5 protein-coding genes are annotated in these 19,576 nt (G+C 69.0%); 1 reads left to right on the top strand and 4 read right to left on the bottom strand.

Features of this window, described 5'->3' with window-relative positions; translation table 11 throughout:
* Positions 1–233 precede the first annotated feature (233 nt).
* Entirely contained in the window at positions 234–1,253 is a 1,020-nt protein-coding gene (locus ACZ6TI_RS37080; protein ID WP_465349905.1) for a synaptic vesicle VAT-1 family membrane protein, read from the top strand.
* A gap of 20 nt (positions 1,254–1,273) precedes the next feature.
* Here the strand turns inward: ACZ6TI_RS37080 and ACZ6TI_RS37075 are convergent, their stop codons facing one another.
* From ACZ6TI_RS37075 to ACZ6TI_RS37060, 4 genes are all read right to left on the bottom strand, one after another.
* A complete protein-coding gene (locus ACZ6TI_RS37075) occupies positions 1,274–1,534 on the bottom strand; it encodes a hypothetical protein (protein WP_465349904.1) in 261 nt (86 codons plus the stop codon).
* 227 nt (positions 1,535–1,761) lie between these two features.
* Positions 1,762–2,949: a hypothetical protein gene (locus ACZ6TI_RS37070; protein WP_465349903.1), complete on the bottom strand. Its 1,188-nt coding sequence runs from the start codon at positions 2,947–2,949 to the stop codon at positions 1,762–1,764.
* 152 nt (positions 2,950–3,101) lie between these two features.
* Positions 3,102–12,320, bottom strand: a complete 9,219-nt coding sequence (locus ACZ6TI_RS37065) for a Tc toxin subunit A-related protein (protein WP_465349902.1) — start codon at positions 12,318–12,320, stop codon at positions 3,102–3,104.
* A 22-nt stretch (positions 12,321–12,342) separates the two neighbouring features.
* Complete coding sequence (locus ACZ6TI_RS37060; protein ID WP_465349901.1) at positions 12,343–19,323, bottom strand: SpvB/TcaC N-terminal domain-containing protein; 6,981 nt, start codon at positions 19,321–19,323, stop codon at positions 12,343–12,345.
* Positions 19,324–19,576: the final 253 nt, after the last annotated feature.

The following is a 19,576-nucleotide window of genomic DNA, read 5'->3' as shown; positions in this document are numbered from 1 at the left end:
GCGTGGCCTCGCCGTTTCTGCGTCCCGCGCGCTGATCGCTGCCGGCCCGCGCCGAGAGCGGAGCGTTGAGGCGTGGTCGGCCGGCGGGTAGCTCGCGCGCGGCCGGGAGGGCCGCCTTGAAGGCGTATGGAACGGCGACGACGCTGGGAATGGCGCCGGGCGAGGTGCCGCGTAGAAGCGAAAGATGACCGTCCACGGCAGGATGGCGAGATCGTCAAAGGACTGGAGCATCGATGCGCGCTGTATGGATCACCAGGCCGGGTGGACCGGAGGTTCTCGAGGTACGCGAGAGTGCAGACCCGATGCCCGACCGGGGCGAGGTGCGCATCGCGGTTCGCGCCGCGGGGCTGAACTTCGCCGAGGTCATGGCCCGGCAGGGTCTCTATCCGGACGCGCCGAAGCCGCCGTGCGTCGTGGGGTATGAGGTGGCCGGCGTCGTCGATGCCCTCGGTGCCACGGTCACCGGTCTGGAGGTCGGGCAGCGGGTGCTCGCCCTGGTGCGCTTCGGCGGCCACGCCGAGACCGTGTGTGCGCCCGTCGAGCGGGTGCTGCCGATGCCCGATGACCTCAGCTTCATCGACGGGGCTGCGCTGCCGGTCAACTACGTCACCGCGTACCACCTGCTGTTCCGGGTGGCGAATCTACGTCCGGGCGCCCGGGTACTGGTGCACATGGCCGCCGGTGGCGTCGGCATCGCGGTGCTGCAGCTGTGCCGCACGGTGCCGGAGGTCGTCACGTTCGGCACCGCTTCCGCAGGCAAGCACACGGTGCTGCGCGAGGAGGGCTGTACTCACCCGATCGACTACCGCACCGAGGACTACGCGGCGCGGGTGCGCGAGCTCACCGGCGGTGAGGGCGTCGATCTCGTCCTCGACCCGCTGGGTGGGCGGGACTGGAAGCGCGGCCTCGGCCTGCTGCGCCCGGTCGGGCAGCTCATCGCGTACGGCTTCGCGAACCTCAGCACGGGCGAGCGGCGCAACATTCGTCGGCTGCTCGGTCAGCTCACCGGCGTGCCGCTGCTGACACCCTTCACGATGATGGGCCGCAACCAGACGGTGAGCGGCGTCAACCTTGGGCACCTGTGGGGCCGCGCCGACCTGCTGCGCGAGGAGTTGTCGGCCCTGCTTGACCTGTGGCGCGCGGGCGCGGTCCGTCCGCGTGTCGACGGGGTGTACCCGTTCGAGCAGGCCGCCGACGCGCACCGCCGGATCAGCGAGCGCCGCAACATCGGCAAAGTCGTACTCGTTCCCTGACGATTGTGGGGTTCACCCGGCTACTGGTAGCGGGCCCGGTGCCACCTCACGTCCGCCTCGACGCCGGACGCGGCCAGGTTCTCCCGCACCCGGCCGACCAGGGCGCGGTGGATTATGTCGCGCAACCAGTCGTGGCAAAGCACGGACAGCGGCCGGGCCACCCACGTCTCCCGGTGCGCCAGCTCGAAGAGATTGAGCAGTTCGACCGAGATGATTTGCCGGTCACGATTGCCGAACACCCGGGACAGATCCGGCGGCAACGCCTCGACCCGCCGCGCCACCCGGTCGACCTGCTCGCCCAGCTGCTCCAGTTGGCTATCGGTACGCCTCCGTCGAGGGACCGGTCACCGCGATCGAGGATACCGTCACCGTCGAGCAGCGCTGGGAGCTCGCCCGGCGCTACCTGGGCCACGAGGGCGCCGACGGCGACATCGAGGCCACCCGTGACGTCCATCGGGAAACGGGCGCAGCATTTGACCTGAGCGAGTCGCGGCCGCTGGTCTGTCTGCTACGGCTTCAGCACCTTTTCCACGTCAGTGAACGTGTACGGCTCGGGAACACCGGTCGATCCTGGCGCGGATGGCGGGTTCACCTGCACGGCAAGCGCAGCGAGTCCGTCGTTCGGTACCTGGTACGTGCGCCACATCTGCGCTGAGCCCCCTGCGGGTATCCGCGTGGGCTCGTCCTGATTCGACAGCTGCTCAGCTTCATCATCAGTGCTGTAGCCCGCTTCGCTGTCTCCCTCGGAGCGGTTCGGGCCGTACAGCACGGTCACCCAGGACGTCATTGATTCGATCTTGATGGGTTCGCTGCCGGTGTTGCCGAAGGTGAATGTCACCTTGACGAGCGACTTCGACTTCGGGATTTCGTAGCCGAGCTTGCGGTTGACCACCTCTACCCGGTCGAGCTTGACCGTGACACCGTCTGGCCATGCGAATGACGGCGACGTCGCAGCAGACCCTTCCGTCGGTGCGGGTGCGCCAGTGCCGTCCTCGCCGAACGGGTCAGGAGCGGCGGAAGCACTTGCGTCGGCACCGAGACCGGAGAGGTTGAACACGACGCCTTCGTCGGCACATGCCGACTGCAGGCCGGCGAGGTGCTCCATCATGGGACCGACAAGTGCGAGCGCACCGATTGCTTCGTCGTCCTTCATGTTTTGTACTTGCCATATGCCGTCGACGAGCTTGGTGCCATGGTCGCGGATGTCGTGGCTTCGAGAGTCGGCGAACTGCTGCCGGACTTCCTTGTACTCCGCCTCTGTCATTTCCTTGTCGCTGCTTTGAGTGGTCGGTGATACCTGCCCGTCGCGGATGGCTTCGCACGCGGCAACGCCGGGATCCTTGGCGAGCTGGTCATAGGCGATGACGGCGCCGGTCGACAGGATGACCACGGCGATAGCTGCGCCGACGATCCACGGCCACTTCACGCGTCGCGTGGACGCCGGCGTCAGCTGGCCTGGCTGGATGATCCGCCTGTCGCACCGGCCATCCGTCCGTGCGGCTTCAACGAGGGCCGCAGCCGCGTCGGCGACGACCGGCGTGTGCGAGCGTCGCGCAGCCGGCAGCAACGTCCACCCAGCGCCGCAGACACCGAGCCGGCCGTCCTCGTCGACCTCGCCTCGGCACGGGTCCGCCGCAGGAAGATCCTCAACGGTCTGATCAGCGAATACTCGCAGGCAGCGTAGCCCGAACCGCATTTCCGAGCGGTACAGGGCTCGGCACCGAGACGGACAGCAGCGTGCGCGAGATGGTCGTGCGCGCCATCGACGCCCTCGGCCGTCGCGCCGCTGCAGGTCAGGCAGCGCCGGGCTGAGCCGATCCGACCGGTCGGCCGGATCGGCTGGTGTCGTTACGACACCTTGTACTTGACCACCGCCACGATCTCGCTGACGTTCGCCATGGCCATCCCGAGTGTGATCGGTGTGCCGAGCGTCATCCCGGTCGCGGTGCTCAGGTAGACGCCGGTCAGGCCGGGAGCCTTGTTCAGCGGCAGGTTCGTCCCACCGACGGTGAGCGACGGCGAGGCGGGCGTCCCGGAGATCGCCGCGTAGAACGTGATCGACTCGATCACCGGGCTGCGTCCACGCACCCAGTAGGGAAGGTGGTGGTTCGCGTCGACGGTGAGTTTGGCGGCGCCCGTCTGACCGAGCTGCCACCAGGCGTCCGGAAACTGCTCGGCCAGGCTCAGCGCCTGGAAGAGCCCGGTGGCGCCGGCCGCGTGCGCGAAGTCGTTGACCAGGTCGCCGAGCGCTGCACCGGCCGCCGTCTTGAGGCCGCCGTCGCTGCGCGCCGTGTAGCGCAGATGCAGGATGACGTCGCTGATCGACTCGTAGTCGAACTGCCGGAAGTCGCCGGGCAACTCGAGGTGCCAGCGGCTGATCGCACCGCAGCCCTCGAACGGCAGGTAGCGCTCGTCGTGGAAGTTCACCTCGAACAGTCCGCTGTCCGCGACACCACTGCTGGTCGCGATCGACTGGATCGAACCGATGTTGTAGACGAAGCGGTCGTCTCCGGCCGGGCTTTCCATGTACTTCGCCGCCGGCGTTCCCGACGACGGCAGCGACGTCTTCGCCCGGTATCGGTTGCTGACGAGAGACAACGTGGCGTTGACCGTCGTGTAGGGACCGACCACGCTGGGCAGCGACAAGCTGACCGTCTTCAGCCGGCGGAAGTAGTGGCCCGGATAGTCCAGATCGAACACCAGCTCGGGCACCAGGAAGTCACACTTCCCGGTGGTCCGCAACGCGATCAGCGCGGCCGGATCGATCTGGGTAAGCGCGACGTGTTTGGTCAGCTCGAGCTCACGCTTGTTCCGGTCGAGATAGGCCGTCTCCATCCGCTTGATGTCGTGCTGGAGCGCGTCGGCCGCGGTCAGCCCCTTCTTGAGGCTGTCCCAGTAGGGCCCTTGGATGAAACCGGCGTCCGTGCCCAGTTCGTGTTCGAGGGCGCGCTCGGCCTTCTTCGCGGTGTCGAAGGCCAGCTTGTATGCGCCGAAATAGGTCGAGCTGATCTGGTCGACGGTCCACTCGTACAGGTCCTGGCTGGTGAATTTCTCGGTGAGGTAGTCGAGGGTGGCCGCGGCGTTGGCGATCTGCTTGTCGTGCGCGGCCAGATCATCGGTCAGCATCGTCACGTTGAGCTGCGCGTTGGCGATCTGCTGGTCGATCTGCGCCAACTCCTTGTCGGCGATGGCGACCTGGTGTGCCCAGTCGTCGGCACGCCGGTGGTAGGCGCCCTGCGTGGCCGTCATCGCCGCCTTCGTCTCCAGCGCCTTGAGCAGACTCGCGGCCGCCCTCGTTCCGAAGTCGGATGCCTTGCCGAACTTGGTGCCGCCGGTGGTCGCGTTCGCCGCCGGTGATCCACCGAACCCGGCCAGGCCGAGCATGAAGTCGGGCACATTGGTGAGCACGCCGGCGAGGATGTAACCGGCGGTGAGAAGTCCCTCGCCGATCGCGATGCCGCTGTGGATGTCCGACGCGGTCGACTCGTCGTCGTTCATGAACGGCCGGGTCGCGTAGTAGGCCCGGCGCGCCTGGGTGATGTCACGTGTCTTGCGCAACGCGGTGATCTGCCCGCTCGCCCCGTCGATCGCGATCGTCTTGACATCCCGGACGGCGTTGAGGACGGTCTGTTCCTGGGTGGTCCGGATCAGGCCGAGCTTCTCGGTGTCCCGCTTCTCCAACGCCGACAGCAGCTCGTTGCCGAGCGTCGAGACGTGCCCGGCCAACTCGGACGCCTTCTGCGTCAGGACCGAGAACCGGTAGTGCGGCGGCGGTGCGCCCAGGCCGGCCAGGAACGAGGCGATGCTGCCACCGCCGGCGAGTGCGCGGATGAGCGCGCCCGGATCGACCGGCGGCGCGAACAGCGCCAGCATGGCTTCCACGCCGTCGATGTTCTGGCAGTGCCGGATCTTGAAGAGCCGATCGGCGACGGTGTCCCAGAGCTGCAACAGGTCTTCGTTCGGCGGTATGCAGAAGTACAGGCTCGTCGCGCTGATCGGGGCCGGCATCCACGGGCCGGACGGTGCCGGGTCGGCAGTCCAGCCGGGAATCAAGTTCTCCAGGTCGACGACGGCGTTGCTGAAGATGTCGAGGGACGATTCCAGTTGGTTGTAGGTCTCGGTGGGCATCTCGACGTCGGGTGGCACGATCTGTGGCTTCGCGCCGAGCAGCTTCCCGGCCATCAGATAGAGCTGCGTCGCGAACGTCACCGACTCGCGGGTGAAGAGCCGGAACTGGCTGTCCGCCCAGTCGATCAGGTTCTGCACGTACGCCTTGACGGTGGCGATCTGGAAGGCGACCGTGCGGGAGCGGGCCACGACGAACGGCGAGAACGGTTTCGTCCGCCACTGGTCGACGGCGAAGACCAGGTCGTCGATGTGCAGCGCTGCCGGGTCGAGGGCCATCTTGGTGCTGATCGCGTCGATCAGCTCTTGCGCGTAGCCGGCCGCCGTTCGCTGGAAGAAGGGCTTGGTGATCCAGTATTTCGCCGGCGCCTTCGCCGCGGCGGCACCACCGCCGGTGTCCGGGTCGATGACGCCGACCGGATTGAAGATGTAGTGCAGCCACTTCTGTGCGGCCGCGAACTGCTGGTCGTTGCTGAGCCGGGAGGCGATCTCGAACGGCAGGTGGAAGAACAGTTCCCAGTTATAGCTGGAGTAGGCGCCGGCCGGCGTGAAGTCGATGTCCTCGACCGGGTAGGGCGTGGTCACCGCGGGCGTCGGGCCGAACGTCGCCTCGAAGTCGAAGGTGGTCTGCTGCAACTGGACGTCCCGGCGCATCAGAGCGTCGACGCCGCCGCTGCCCAGCGCCCTGCGCAGCGAGCAGACGAGTGGGTGGTAGAAGTTCTCGAACCGCATCCCGTACCGCCGCTTCATCAGGTCGGCGAGGTACTCGCGGATCCGGATGAACTCCGGGTCGGCGACCAGCCTGGCGGTCAGGCCCGGCAGATCCTTGTCCTTCTCGTAGATCGCCAGGTAGGTGCGGACCAGCGCGGTGATGTCGGTGACGAGCCGGTTCAGGTCGGAGTAGGTGCGGTCGCCGGTCGGGTGCGACCCGGTGGCGGCGTCCACCCGGCTCAACGGCTTCGGGTAGAGACCCGGCACGATGACGTAACCACGGTCGTAGTCGCCGTAGAAGTAGGGCATGAACGTGCCCAGCGGCAGCGGAACGCGATACTGCCTGGAGTCACCGCGAGCGTAGGTCGAGTCTCCGCTGCCGCCCAGCAGCAGTCGCACGACATAGAAGAGCATGTCGTTGCGGGTGAACTGCATCGGATGAGTGATCTCGAAGCGACCCGGGTTCGGGGTCCGTTCCAGGATCCGCAGGCCGCCGCCGGCCATCAGGTCGAGCTGGGTCAGCTCGCTGCCGCGGTCGGCGAGATCGAGGATGTGCTTCTCGGTCTCCAGATCGGTGTTCCGGAAACGTGGATAGAGGAGGTAGCTGCTCACGCCCGCGGCCGGCGCCGGTTCCGGATAGCCCTTGCAGCCGGTGAGAGCGAATGCCCCGAGCACGTTGCCGTCTTCCTCGACGCACACGATGGACTGTCCCACCGCGCCGAGGTCAGTGACCAGGAAGTTCAGCGTGTTGACGTCCGGCAGTCCGCTGGGCGTGAACGAGCCGTCGGCCGGGCACTGCACCGGATTCTTCGACACCTTCTTCGCCCGCCAGCGACCGTTCGCGAATTCGCTCACGCAGATCTGGATGCTCAGCCGCTTCTGCGGCGGTGGCGTCAGCCCGGTCGGCAGTGGATCGGTCAGGTTCAGCCGCTGCGAGGTGTCCGCGTCGATGGTGAACAGAGGCCAGGCCAACGCGAGCCGGCCGTTGCGCTCGAACGCGGTCAGATGGTCGCCGGTGATGTCGAGCTTCACCGTCTCCCACGGCGTCCAGGCGCGTTCCTTGATGAACTGCCGGTGCAGCCAGGTGCGGCCGTCGCCGTCCCGGGTCCGGGCGAACACGTGCATCACCCCCGTGGCGGTCTGGTAGTAGGTCGCCATCACTTCGAGATACGCGATGTCGTCGAGACCTTCGAGATATCCGGCGGTGGCGTCCTCCACCGCGACATCGGTGAGCGCATCCTGCCGGAGCGTCTTCTCCAGCGCCCGGAACTGCTCGGACTTGTCGTCGCGGACATCAGGGATCAGCCAGTTCTCCGGCCACAGGAAGACTTTGCGGTTGGCCTCCCACACCCGGAACTGCGACATCCACTCCCACTGCGCCCAGCCGTCGTCGGCGCGGACATCGGCGACACAGGCCGGTTCCAGACCCATCAGCGAGCGCTGCACGAACAGCTGCACGGTGGCGTGCGCCTGAACGATGCGCGAGGTCGGCATGCAGGCGCCCATCTCGACATCGATGAGGAAGTTGTCGAACAGGTCATCCGGCGTGCGCAGCCGCGGATCGGCCGCTAGCAGATAGGACACGAGGGCATCGCGTTTGCGCTCGCGCAGCCGGTCTTGGATGTTGCGCAGCACTCCGAGCCAGTCGGCGTCGGCGTAACGGGCTTTCAGACTGAGTCGCAGGTTCGCCGCGTCGGCCGGGGTCAGCGTCGCTGCGACAAGGTCTTCGGCCTGGGTGGCGGAAACACCCAGGGTGCGGACCATCGCGACGGCCCGGCCCAGCCGGGACACCACTGCCGGGTCGGCGAGCGCCGCGGTGGTCAGGCCAAGCCGCACGGCCTGATCGTTCGCCAGGGCCGGATCCCAACCGGCCAGCGCGGCGGCGTAGCCGATCACCTCGTTGACGGTCGCCGAGGCGCTGACCAGATCGAAGAAGCCGCTGACGGTGTACGGGCGATCGGGGTCGGTGGCGTTGACCGCCGGTGGATACGCGGTGGCGAGCGCGACCCCGGCGGCGAGGCGCTGCCACTCGGCGAAGGTGAGCGCGGTGACGCCCGTCTGGTAGGGGATCCGGTCGGGTGCGAGCCAGCCGAGGGACGCGTTGGCGGTGATCATCCAGGCGAGCCGGCCGGCGCTCAGGGCGAAGCCGGAGGCGAGTCCCAGCATTGCCTTGACCAGCCGCATAGCTCGGTATTGGTCGTCGAATGCGGCCGGTGTCACCGGCGGCGCCGCGCCGGCGACCGGGCCGGTGAGGGCCTCGTCGGCGAGCACGTCGCCGAGTTGCTTCGCCGCGAGCGAACCGGTGAGCGCGGCGGTGACGAGGGGTGCGGCGCTGCCGAACGTGGCGGTGAGCTCGGCGACCAGGGCGGCCTGCTTGGCGCGGGCGTACCGGGTGGCGTTGACCGCGCGGCCGACGTCCTGGATCAGGGTGATGCGCTGGGCATCGGTCGGGGCCGCGACGATGTCCCCGAGGATCGTTGTGAGCGCGGCGGCGTCGACCGCGCCGGTCAGCTTGAGGCCGGCGAACGCCGCCGCGGTGACGCCGGGGTTCGCCCAGGTCCCGTCGACGATCTGCATCAGTCCGGCAACGTCGGCCGTGGTGCAGCCGGGCACGGTGGCGAGCAGTGCCGCCAGCGCGCCGCGTTGATCGTCGATCGGGTCGGTCGCGGCCGGCGTCCAGGCGCCGGCGGTTCGCGCGGCCCGGTAAGCCGTCTGCAGCCGGATCAGGGAAGCGGTGGTGGTGGCGTCCGGCAACTCCCTGGTGGTCAGGTCGTCGGCTTCGTGGCGGATCAGGTAGCGGACGTCGGCCGGGCTGAAGCCGGCCGCCCGGATGCCGGCGAGGATGTCCAGGAAGGTGACCGTCGCAGCCGGTCCGGTCAGCGGTGCGAGCCCGGACAGGTCGAGCGTGATCAGCAGGTCGGCGATCGAGAGCCGGGCCGAGGTGGCGAGCCGGCGCAGCGCGTACAGCGACGAAAGGTTTTCCAGGGTGAGGTTGGCCGGCGCCGGGAGTGTCGCGGCGAGCGCGTCGAACTCGGCCTCGGTGATGCCGAGGCAGAGCGCGATGTACGTGCCGAAGCCAGCCAGCGGGGTGGTTCCGCCGGTCGCGGTGACCTGCTCCGGAGTGACCGCGTCCGGAACGGCGCCGACCGCGGCCTTGTTGAGATAAGTGGCGGCGTAGCGGGAGTCGTCGCCGATCCACGGCAGGTCGTCGTAGAGGTCGCAGGCCGTGTCGACGGTGAGCCGGAGCCGGTCGGCGACGTCCTGCAACCGCCGGGTCGCGATCAGGCACGCGTCGTCGAGCGTGCCGTTGCCCAGGCGCGGCGCCCGGATGACCCGGTCCAATGTGGCCGGTGCCCATCCGGTGGCGCGCCACAGCCGGATGAACCGGTGGAACCGGTCCAGCGCGGCGTCGTCGAGTCCGACGATCGTCTTGAGTGTCAGGTCGCAGCCGGACGCGGCGCTCTTGATGGTCAGCGTGCTGCCCGGGTTCAGCCAGGCGAGGGTCAGCAGCGTCTTGAGATCGGTGTAGGCGATGTTTGCGCGGGTCACGAACCTCTCGACGTCGGCCAGATCGGTCGCGGGCGCGCCCGGCGTGTGCCAGACGGTCTTCTGGCCGGCCGCGTTCGCGGTGACGATGAGCAGCCGCTCGGCGTCGGTCAATCCCCAGGCGTCGGCGGCGATCGCGGCATCGCCGGGCGCCCCGCCGATCTGCAGGGCGCGCATCAGATCGGCGCGCGCGACGCCGGCCTGTTCGAGGTAGCCGCTGGCCTCCGCATGGGCCAGGTCGAACGGCAGCCCGAACGCGATCGGGCTGGTCTTCAGCGTCTGATAGGCAGCCTGATTCACATACCTGGGTGCGGCCGCGAGCTCGGCCGCGGTGCCGTAAGACTGGCGCATCTCACGGATCCGCCAGCCTGCGCCGTCCGGGGTCAGCTTCGCGACCGCCGAGGCGTCCCGCACCACCTGGTCACCGGCGACATCCTTCGGGAAGACCACCGCGGCGGCGGTGAACGCGAGGCCGTGCGATTGCAGTGCGGCGAGCAGGACCGGATCGACCGGGCCGATCTGGTCGCCGGCCGGGTTGGCGGCGGAGGCCAGCGCGCCCCCGTAGGTGAATCCCGGATCCGGTGCGATCGCTTCTTCGAGCAGTTCACAGACCAGGTCGAGATACGGCACCGCGGTGTTGGTGTTGGCACAGTTCAGATCGGTGTCACCGAGGTCGGGCCGGCGCTTGAACAGGACGTCCTTGGCGATGTGCTGAACGCCACCCGGCCCGCTGATGGTGTCCACGACCGCGCGGTGCTTGAGGAACTGCAACACGTCGACGAGGTACGCGGCCGCAGAGTGCACCGAGCGGCACTCGTCGCAGGCGCAGATGTCGCCGGTGCCGAAGAGGCTCTTGAAGTTGGGGAATTCGGTGCTGACCTTGGCCAGCGTGCCGCTCGGCAGCGGCTCCGACAGCCCGGTGATCGTCGTTGCCGCCGGGAGCGCCTGCATCTGGCCGGCCAGGAAGGTGGACGCGACGTGGATCTGGACGGCCTTGCCGAACGCCACCGCCGCCTGTTGCGGCGTGAACGCTCCGCTCTCGACGGCGAGCCGGGTGAACCGGCTCTGTGCCATCGAGTGGATCTGGGCGGCCGAGGTGATGCCGGCGTCCAGCAATGACTTCGCCTGGGAATAGGCGGGGGCGAGCCGGAACACCCGCTGCATCGACTTGAGGGTGTCGACCCGGAGGCCGTCGACCGGACGTCGCCGCACCATCGGATCGATGTTGGCGGTGTTGAAGTCGAGGTCGGGGTTGGCGTCGAAGAACGCCGTCAGCGCGGGCTGCTGGCCGCCGAACGCCCGGGTGTCGCGCGCCAGGTTGGCGGCGAGCGCCGCCGTCGGGAAGCGCGCCGCCATCCGGTCCACCAGCGCGGACGCGTGCAGCTCGGCGAGTGGCTCGTCGCCGAGTGCGGCCGTCCAGTCGTCCCGGCTGAGGCGAGCTAGCTTGTGCAGGTCCTTCTCGCCGGTGATGCCGTGGTGCCGGGTGGCGGCGGCGATCGCCGGGCCGTCGAGGCCGAGGACGTCGGCGAGCGCGAGCCCGCCGGCCAGCACGCCGGCATCCGGATCCGCCGTGCTGCCGGCTTCGTCGTGCAGCGCGGCGATCAGCCCGCCCAGGTCACCGAGCGAGTTCTCGATGGTCAGCGCGGCGATCCGGGACAATGTGCCCCGGGTCAGCAGCGGGGTGAGCGCGCCGATCAACGCCTGCGGCCGGTCGCGTTCCAGGTAGGTGCGCGCGGCCGGCGCGTCCTCGGCGAGGCGCCGGAGGAACTCGTCGATGCCGTCTTCGATGGCACGCGGCACCACGAGCTCGCGGACGGCGGCGCCCACCGCGCTTCTGATCGTGTCCGCCGCAAGAAGCACGACGTCCCAGTACAGCGTTTCGATCGGGGTGTTCAGGTCGACGTGGGTGCGCAGACCGGTCGCGCCGCCGGCGCGCAGCAGGGCGTCCTCGGCGATCAGCGCGAAGAAGAACGCGGCCGGCATCTGATGCGCCGACGCGAGCTTCTGAGCGATTCCGAAGTAGGCGATCCGGTGCGCGGCGATGCCGGTTTCGGCGGCCAGGAACGTCACGTCGCGGTGCTGGTCGTCGTCTCGCAGACCGTCCAGGGACACGTCGTCGAGCAGTGGCGTCACGATGCGGAAAATCGCTTCGTACTCGGTCTCCACCGACTCCGGCCGGTCGTCCAGATCGATGTCGACGATCGCCACGTCCGGGGCGTTGAAGGTGATCCCGGCGATGCCCGGGTCGTGCAGCACGCGATCGCCGTCGGCCACCCGCACCACCAGGTCTGCCGACGCCTTGTCGGCACGCGCGAACCGTTCCGGTCCGTACTCGATGAGGTAGTAGCCGTCGTCATCGCAGCCTGCCTCGCCGAGACGCTGCTCCCGGCGGAGGTCGCGGTCGGCGGCGCGGACCGTGAGACCGCGCGCGGCCGTGCCATCGGCGTGTCTCACCTGGCCGGCGACCAGCATCTGCCGCGGCCGGTCGGCCAGCGTCTGGCGCAGCGCCGCCACGGTCGCTTCGTCGAGGGCGCCGGTCACGCCCAGGCCGTTCTCCTGCTGGTAGGCGCGGATCGCGTCCCGGCTGGTCGTCGTCAGCGCGCCGGAGACCAGCTCGCGGGCGGTGACCCGCTGGGTGAGCTGGAACAGTAGCCCGAGCGCTTCGGCGGTGGACTGCGGGCTCATTGCGGCCTCCGTGTGGTCACTCTCATCGTTCGAAATAGAGCTTCACTTCGGCCAGCCACTCCGGGTGGCCCTTGTACGCCTTGAGGTAGCCCTGGTAGATCTCTTGCTTGGTCATGTGTTCGATCTCGTCCGCGGGCAGCGCCTTGGCCAGCGCGGCGCTGACCACATCGTGTTCCGCCTTGGTCAGGACCACCGCGGGTGAGATCGCCAGATCGTGGCCGATCGCCTTGAGCACCTTCTGCTCGACGATGTGGTGCGCCTGATATTTGCCTTCGAAGCCCGCGGTGACGCGTTGCAGCGCCTCGAAGGAGGCGATGATGCCGTGCTTGTTGAAGGTGTCCGCCACCACGTCCTTGCCGTACCGGTTCACGAGTGCCTGTGTCGCGTCGGCGGACAGGTCCCGGATGACGGTGCCGTGGCCCTTGTTGACCGCCGCGATGACCGCGACCGTGCCCTGCTTGAGGGGAGTCATACCAGTGAACGGGATGGCCAGCGCGCCACGCGAGTCGGTCTTGATCGCGTTCAGGAACGCCATGAATTCCCGGCTCGCCGTCGATTCGAGCGCACTCCGCGCGGCCCCGAGCGCACCCTTCGCGACGTACCCCAGGATCTTCTCGACCGGGATCATGAAAAGCGCGATGTTGAGCGCCTGTTCGGCCGGGCTCACCCCGGTGTCGAGAGCATCGCGTCGGGCGACCGCCGCGGAGGTGGGCGCGCTCGCGGTCCCTTCCCCCAGCAACCCGGTGACCAGGGACAGCGTGGCCCGGCCCAGCACCCGTTCCGGGCTGGTGCTCTGGATCGCCTTGATGTCGTCGGCGTTGTGCACCGCCTTCGGCGGGAACACCGACATGTCGAGGTTGCCGTGCTCGTCGATGGGCAGCTTCGGCTGCGGCTCGGCTCGGACGAACGGCCCGTAGCCGGGTTTGCGGCCGCCGAGCCAGATCACCTTGACGTCGTCGCGTCCGTCCGGGTCGACCCGGCCGATCGGGTCGCCGCTGCAGTACACGTACGGATTCGGGCGGGGCACCGGGTCGGGGCTGAACCAGCGACCCAGCCAGGGCGCGTAGTAGCGGGCTCCGTGATAGTAGAGGCCGCTCTCGGCGTCCTTCTCCTTGCCGGTGTAGCGATACCGCTTTCGGCTCGCCGTGCTCTGACCACGCGCGAGCCACAGCGATGTGGTCCCGAACGGGTGGTACTCCTCGTAGGAGATGACGGCGCCGGCCTGGTCGCACTCGATGACCGCCGAGCCGACCTGGTTGTTCAACTGGAACCGGGCCCGAGAAGTCCGGTCCGAGCCGGGGTTGTGGGTGTCGACCGTCAGCGTCTCCACCATCGCGATCCGGGTCATGCCGTCGACGACGTGCGTGGTGTGCCGCTCGAGTTCGACCGCGCCGTTGCGGTACCGGCGGTAGCGTTCGTACCCGCCGATGTAGACGTACTCGTCGGTGACGGCGCCATGTGTCCACACGCGACGGACGCGCTGCCCGGTCTTGTCGTATGTGTAATCGACCGTCCCGCCGCCGCCGAGGTTCATGGCGATGATCCGGTTGGCGAAGTCCCACGTGACGCCGGGCAGGTAGGGCATCGACGTGGCGTTGCCGTCGGCGTCGTACCCGCAATCCGGCAGCCACGCGCCGCCGGCGCCGGTGTGCCGGTGCAGCTGACTGGTTCCGGGCGTGTAGTCGTAGATCCGGTTCCACGAGCCCGCCGCTCCCGCCGTGTGTTTCATCGAGAGGATGTTGCCGACCTCGTCGTACGCGTAGGTCTCGGTGAAGGTGCGCACCGCGCTCGGGTCGTTCGGATGCGGCAGGCCGGCATACGCCGGCTCGGCGGTGTCCGGCGGCGATCCCAGACTGGCGTGTTCCCGCCCGGTCGCGCTCGACAGCCGGTAGGTGGGTTCGTAGACGTATCGGGTGACCGGCCGGGCCAGTCCACCGGCGAAGAACGTGTCCTGTTGCGCGCCGTCGGTGACCTCGACGACGTTGCCGACCGGGTCGTAGACGTAGCCGAGATCCTGGACCTTCGTGCCGTTCTTCGCCGACGTGAGCCGGATGAGCCGGTGTGATCGCTCGTCGTATTCGTACGTCGACTCGACACCGTTGCCATAGCTGACCTTTGCCCTGCGGCGCTGGGCGTCGTAGTCGACCCCGGCGATGTACGGCTGCCCGCCGGCACTGACCGTCTCCACGAGCCCGGCCGCGTTGTAGCCGGTCGTCATGACGTCACCGTCCGGTCGGGTCTGGCTGATCTGCCTGTTCAGCGCGTCGTATCCGCTCAGGGTGGTGAAGACGGCGCCGGGATCGAGGTGTGCGGCGCCGGCCGCGTCGAGCTGGGCGAAGGGCACACCGCTCAGCGCGCTCCAGTCCGCGTCGATCGCCAGAGTTCTGGTGGTCGACGTGCTGTTGCCGTGGAAGTCGTAGGTGTCGAAGGCGATCAGGCCGGCCTCGTCGTAGTGCCGACAGGGCCTGCCCATCATGTTCTGGGCGGCCGCGTTCGGGTGCGCTTCGCCGTAGATGGTCAGCTCGAGCGTTTTCGCGGTGGGCGCGCCCGGCTCGCGTACCTGCACGCCGATCGGCCGGCGCAGCGCGTCGTATCGGTGGGTGATCTCGTGTCCGCGCGCCGTCCACATGAGCAGCGTTTCGCTCAGGCAGTCGGGCAGCGTGGTCCGGGTGCCGGTGTCGACGCTGGTCGCGGCCAGGGTGCGACCGATCAGGTCGAAGCGGTGAGTCATGGCGGTCACCCCACGCGCGTCGACGGTCGCGAGCGTCCGCCCTTCGATGTCCCGCTCGACCCCGGTGGTGAAGTGCGCTCCCGAACCGTTGTCGACGGTGGTGCGGGCGATCCGGCCGAGTGTGTCCGCGTCGGACCGGGTCGGCGTGTTGTCGTGTGCCGACGCGAGCGCCGCGGCCCGGACCTGTTCCGGCGCGGTGCCGACGGCCTGGCGTTCGGCGTACCAGGTGCTGTCCTTGGTGTTGTCGTTGGCGTCGAACGTGAGGTGGTGCCACGGGGAGAACTCGACCCGGCTGAGCGTGCCGTCCGGCAGGTCGGTGCGAATCAGCCGGCCCAGCGGGTCGTAGCGCATGAGGACCGGGGCGTTGTGCTTCACGAGTGCGTCCGCGCGTTCGAAGTCGGGTGTCGCGGAGAAGTAGGCGTCGTACTGCTCGATCGGCAGCGACTTGTTGTTGTAGACGGTCCGGCCGGTGCCGATCCACCGGTTCGCCGCGCCGGTGTCGGCCAGCACAAGACCGCCCGCGCCGTCGGACGTCCACGCCAGACCCGGCTCGGCCTGTGTCTTCGTCATCGCGATCCGGCCGAACCCGTCCGAGTGCGTTCGCATCCGCTGCCATGGGCTCGCCGGGTCGCCGTGCCGTTCCCGGATTTCGCCGTGCGCCCAGGTCGGCGTGCCGCTGGTCGTCCAGGCATCGGTGCCGTAGCTGAAAACGCTGCCCGGTAACGGATCCGGGTCGCCCTCACCCGCTTTGTTGCCGAACGACCAGGCCTTGACGACCAGGCCGAGCGGATTGAAGGCGACCTTTGCGCCGTTGCCGTTCGGGTCGGTGACCTGCTTCGGCGCCCCGATCCGGTAGTCGAAGACGGCGTGGCTGACCAGGCCGGTCAGCCCGGGCCGGTCGGAGGCCGAGGACTTGATCACGAACAGGTGGTGCGCGTCGCGGGTGACCCTGGACGTGTTGCCGAACGGCGTCCGGACCCAGGACGGTGAGTAGAAGTGGGCGGCGTCGAAGCCGTGGATCTCCGTGGGCGCCCACCAGTCACCGCCGTCGTTCACGTATCCGGCAGCGGTGAGTGTTGCCGCGTCGACCCTTGCTCCGTACACATCGGACAGCAGGCCGGGCGTGAACGCCAGGCGAAGCGTGTGGTGTGGCAGCGCCCTGATGCCGACCTGGCCGGTCGGCAGCGGCGCGTTCAACTCGTCGGCCCAGTACACGGTGCGGGCGGCGTCGACCAGGCGGCGGCTGGGCGTGCCTGGGGTCGGCGAGGTCTCGTACGGAACGTCGGTCAGGCCCGTCACGATGTCGCCCGGCGCCGCGGTCAGCAGGTCGGCGACGGCCGGATCGGTGACCTGGTAGACGCGCCTGCCGATGGCGACACCGAGCCGCAGCACCGTGTCGGTGTCGGTGTGTACGACGTCCTGGCGAGTCCACGTGACCATCGCTTGTCGCTGTTCCGGCAGACCACCCGCGCGTCGGGGAAGGCCGATGGTGAGGCTGTCGGTGACCACGCCGTACGGGTCGACGGCGAGGGTGACCCGACGCGCGATGCGGGGATCGGCCGGCACCCGCTCGTAGTGGTAGGTCACCGTCTCCGCCGGGTAGGTGAAGACGACCGCGTACGGATTCGGGTCCGCCGGCTGGATCTGACGGACGTGGTAGCGGTGATGCTCGACCGAGTACGGGTGCGCGCTGACACCGTCGTCCGCGTAGAGCTCGACGCGCAGCGGGCTGCCGGCGAGCGCGCGCATCGACTGCCGCCACGCATCGGGGCCGGCCGCCGGGTCGATCTCGTCGGGCCGGACCGGCGCCGCCAGCGGATCACCGGCGAAGACGTCGGTGAGCGGGCTGATCGAGGTGCCCAGGTGGAACCAGCTCCGGGTGCGCACCGGTGGCAGATCGAGCGGGCCACCCGGTGCGGCGTCGGTGTCGGTGGTCTCCACCATCCCGAAGCCCCGGAACTCGCGCTCGACACCGTCGAAGTGACCGTGCCGGTACGCGTACGACGTGCGCAGCGAGTCCCCGGTCACGCCGTCGCCGGTCGTCACCGACGCGACGACGTGGACCGGGAACGGCAGCCAGGTGACCCATGGACTGCCGGTGAGCCGATCCCGGATCGAGAACCGGGTCGACGGCGCGTACTCGATGCTGGTCGACGCGCCCATGTTGTTCACGACGCCGGCCAGCAGATGCGGCTTCCACCCGGCCCTTCCGGCGCCGACGCCGGTGCCCCGGCTCAGATCCAGATAGCGAGTGTGGACTCCGGTCGCGAGCGGCGACGTCCACACCAGACACGCGGTGCCGGTGCCGAGGAGGTCGATGACGTCGACCTGCGCCAGCGAGTGGACCGACGGGAACGGCCCGACCGGCACCGGTGCGCCGAAGCTGTTGCCGGACCGGTTCGTCCACCCGACTACGCCGTCGCGACCCAGGTAGAGCAGGTCGGTCGGCCCGGTACCGTCGAAGTCACCGAGCCTGACCCGGCCCGGATCGAACCGGTCCGGAAAGTCGAAGGCCGGCGAGCCGGCCATGGTGACCTTCGCACCGAACCGGCCGTACCCGAGATTCGGCCAGTAACACACCTCGCCGTTGCGGATCCGCACCACATCGACCAGGCCGTCGCCACTCATGTCGGCCAGGAAGATCGCGCGCAGCTCGTCGACGTGGGCGAGGCGCGGACCGTCCTCGTCGTCGGAACCGCCGCCCGGCGTCCGCAGAGCCTTGCCGAAGCCGCCCGCGCCGAGGCTCGGGTGCCATCGGATGCCGTCGCCGGCACCGCACATCAGGTCGGCCAGCCCATCGCCGTCGAGGTCGATCCGGCGCAGACCCGGGTCGCCGAAGTCGACCACCGCCTGGCTGGCGAACGGCCGCATCGGCGCCCACCCCTCGTCGGTCCGGGCGGCGTGACCCGAGGTGCCCGGACCCATGCGGACCAGCGACAGTCGGCCACTGCCGTCGACGTCCGAGAGGTGCAGGCGCTCGCCTGCCGAGATGGCCGGGACCGCGTCGACCACGGCCGCCGGTTCCAGCCGGCCGGCGCCGGCGTTGCGCTGATAGAACCATGACCCAGGGGTACGCGACAGCACGCCGGGCAGACCATCGCCGTCGAGATCGACCCACCACACGCCGTTGGCGTCGGCGACCGGCTCACGCTCGACGTCGCGAACCGTACTGTCCGGTGCGGCCGTCGTGTACGTGAATTCCACCGGCGGCATCGCACCGCGCTGGTAGGCGCCGTCGACATGGTCGAAGCCGACCTGGGTGACCGCCCTGAGCGTGGTCGCCGCCGGGCTCTCGTCGTAGGTGAACTCGGTCGCGCGCACCAGGCGCGGGTTCGGGCCGTCGGCGAACTCGGCCGGGAAGTCATGGAACATCAGCACGCGACGGCACAGCCGCCGGCAACGCACCTCGAATGTGGGCCTATATGTCGAGTACGGATCGGCTCGAACCGGCCAGGGCCGTGCCGCCGAAGGGTCTTGATCGTGCTCGCCGTAGTCGAACACCACCAGGAACGCGGCGTCCGCCGCCGAGCCCGGCGTCCGGTTGCCGTAGCGGACCGACTTGAGATAGCGGCCCACCGGCGGCGGACCGTCGAGGCGGTGGCGCTCGGCGATCGCGCCCGGACCGACACCGGCCAGGTCCTCGCGTTTGTAGTCGTAGGCGGTGACGTTGCCGCGATCGTCGGCGACCGACTCGAGCAGCCATTCGAAGACCTTCTCGTCTTCTCCCGGTGCGCTGACTCGCGCTTGCGCGGTGTGCCCGAACAGAGAAGTCACGTTGTCCGCCGAGGTGACCCGCCAGAAGTCGGCGCCACCGGCGGCCGGCCGGCAGCGCTCGATCCGGCTGAAACCCCGCTCGACGCGGGGGCGGAACCGCTGGACCATGCAGTTGATGCCGGCCACGACATGCGGGGTCGCCGGGGACGGCACCGGGACGAGATCCTCGACGCCGGAGAGGACGTACACGTCGGCGTCAGTGTAGCGGGGAAGCCCCTTGCGGGTGCGGCGGGTGATGCTCGGCAGGCTGAGCTGGACGCCCAGCCCGAACGGCGAATTGCCCCCGCCCGAGTCGTAGGTGAGGGAAAGCGGTGGCGTCACGCCGTCGCGGCCCGCGCTGATCGCCAGCGGAATGGTGAGCGTGGCGGTGCCGCGGGCCGGATTGACGGTGAAGGTCTCGCCGATGTTCCGGAGCGCGCCGCCGCCGGTCGGCAGGTTGATCGTGGGAAGGAACGACTTCTCGGAGTCGGCCGCTGGGAGTGCTGCGGATGCTGGCACATGCCCTCCAGGGGCCGTTGCCGGTGCGACGTGTAAAACGCTAGGCCAGCAGGATCACCAGTCAGCCATGTCTGTCTGATGGTCGACTATTGATCAGTGGCCGAACGAATGTCGAGGGCTCGCCGGCATTGTCACCCGCCAGTGGGACGAGTTCCGGTATCAGGCACGCGGGCCGAGTCCGCGGCAACCGTCCATCGCTTTCTCCGCGCCGCGTCGTCGGCGCTGGACACAATAGAGGGTCGTGCTGGTCATG

The sequence above is a fragment of the Actinoplanes sp. NPDC051388 genome, assembly GCF_055586225.1.
This window is presented reverse-complemented; position numbering and strand designations above follow the sequence as displayed.

Excerpts from the sequence above, each read along its gene's own strand:
- ACZ6TI_RS37080 (WP_465349905.1), top strand. The coding sequence starts at position 234 with ATGCGCGCTGTATGGATCACCAGGCCGGGTGGACCGGAGGTTCTCGAG.
- ACZ6TI_RS37070 (WP_465349903.1), bottom strand. The coding sequence starts at position 2,949 with ATGCGGTTCGGGCTACGCTGCCTGCGAGTATTCGCTGATCAGACCGTT.
- ACZ6TI_RS37065 (WP_465349902.1), bottom strand. The coding sequence starts at position 12,320 with ATGAGCCCGCAGTCCACCGCCGAAGCGCTCGGGCTACTGTTCCAGCTC.